This is a genomic window from Sulfobacillus harzensis, assembly GCF_012933365.1.
GTDB classification, from domain to species: domain Bacteria; phylum Bacillota; class Sulfobacillia; order Sulfobacillales; family Sulfobacillaceae; genus Sulfobacillus_B; species Sulfobacillus_B harzensis.
The window spans coordinates 1-504 of the sequence record NZ_JABBVZ010000339.1 but is presented as its reverse complement, the minus strand read 5'-3'; the positions used below and the strand labels follow the sequence as shown (position 1 = coordinate 504).

Here is a 504-nt window from a genome sequence, read left to right as displayed (position 1 = left end):
GGCACGCTCAACCACCACAAACGCCACCGCCGATCCCGGCGGACTAACCAAGAGGTCGGGGCGTTGGAGTTCGGGCGTTTGGGACAGTATCTCGAATACAAACTCCGTCGTCACGGCATCCAACTGATGAAGATTAGTGAAGCGTACACGTCCCAAACGTGTCCGCGCTGTGGCCATCTCACCAAGGTGGCGGGTCGAACCTACCATTGTCGCGCCTGTGGCTATCGAGCCCACCGCGATGGCGTGGGTGCGGTGAACATCCTCAACAAGGGGATGCATGGGGAGATTCGCCCCGGGTTGATCTGCGTGCCCGAACGGATCACGTATCGCCGTCCCGTTCCCCTCCAGAGAACGTCAAGGCGTAGTTGCGGCTGAACCCCGCCCCTGTTGCTGGTGGGATAAGCGGTGGCGAGTCCGGAGGAACACTCCCAGGGTCTCACGGCCCGCCGACACAGCAACCGCGGTTCCCCCAGAATCTCCGGCCTTCAGGCCGGGGAGGTTCAA

General features: G+C 62.3%; 1 protein-coding gene. It reads left to right on the top strand.

Going from position 1 to position 504, the window contains the following annotated elements; translation table 11 throughout:
- Nucleotides 1-126: 126 nt before the first annotated feature.
- A complete protein-coding gene (locus HIJ39_RS23400) occupies nucleotides 127-375 on the top strand; it encodes a transposase (RefSeq protein WP_243239943.1) in 249 nt (82 codons plus the stop codon).
- The last annotated feature ends 129 nt before the right edge of the window (nucleotides 376-504 follow it).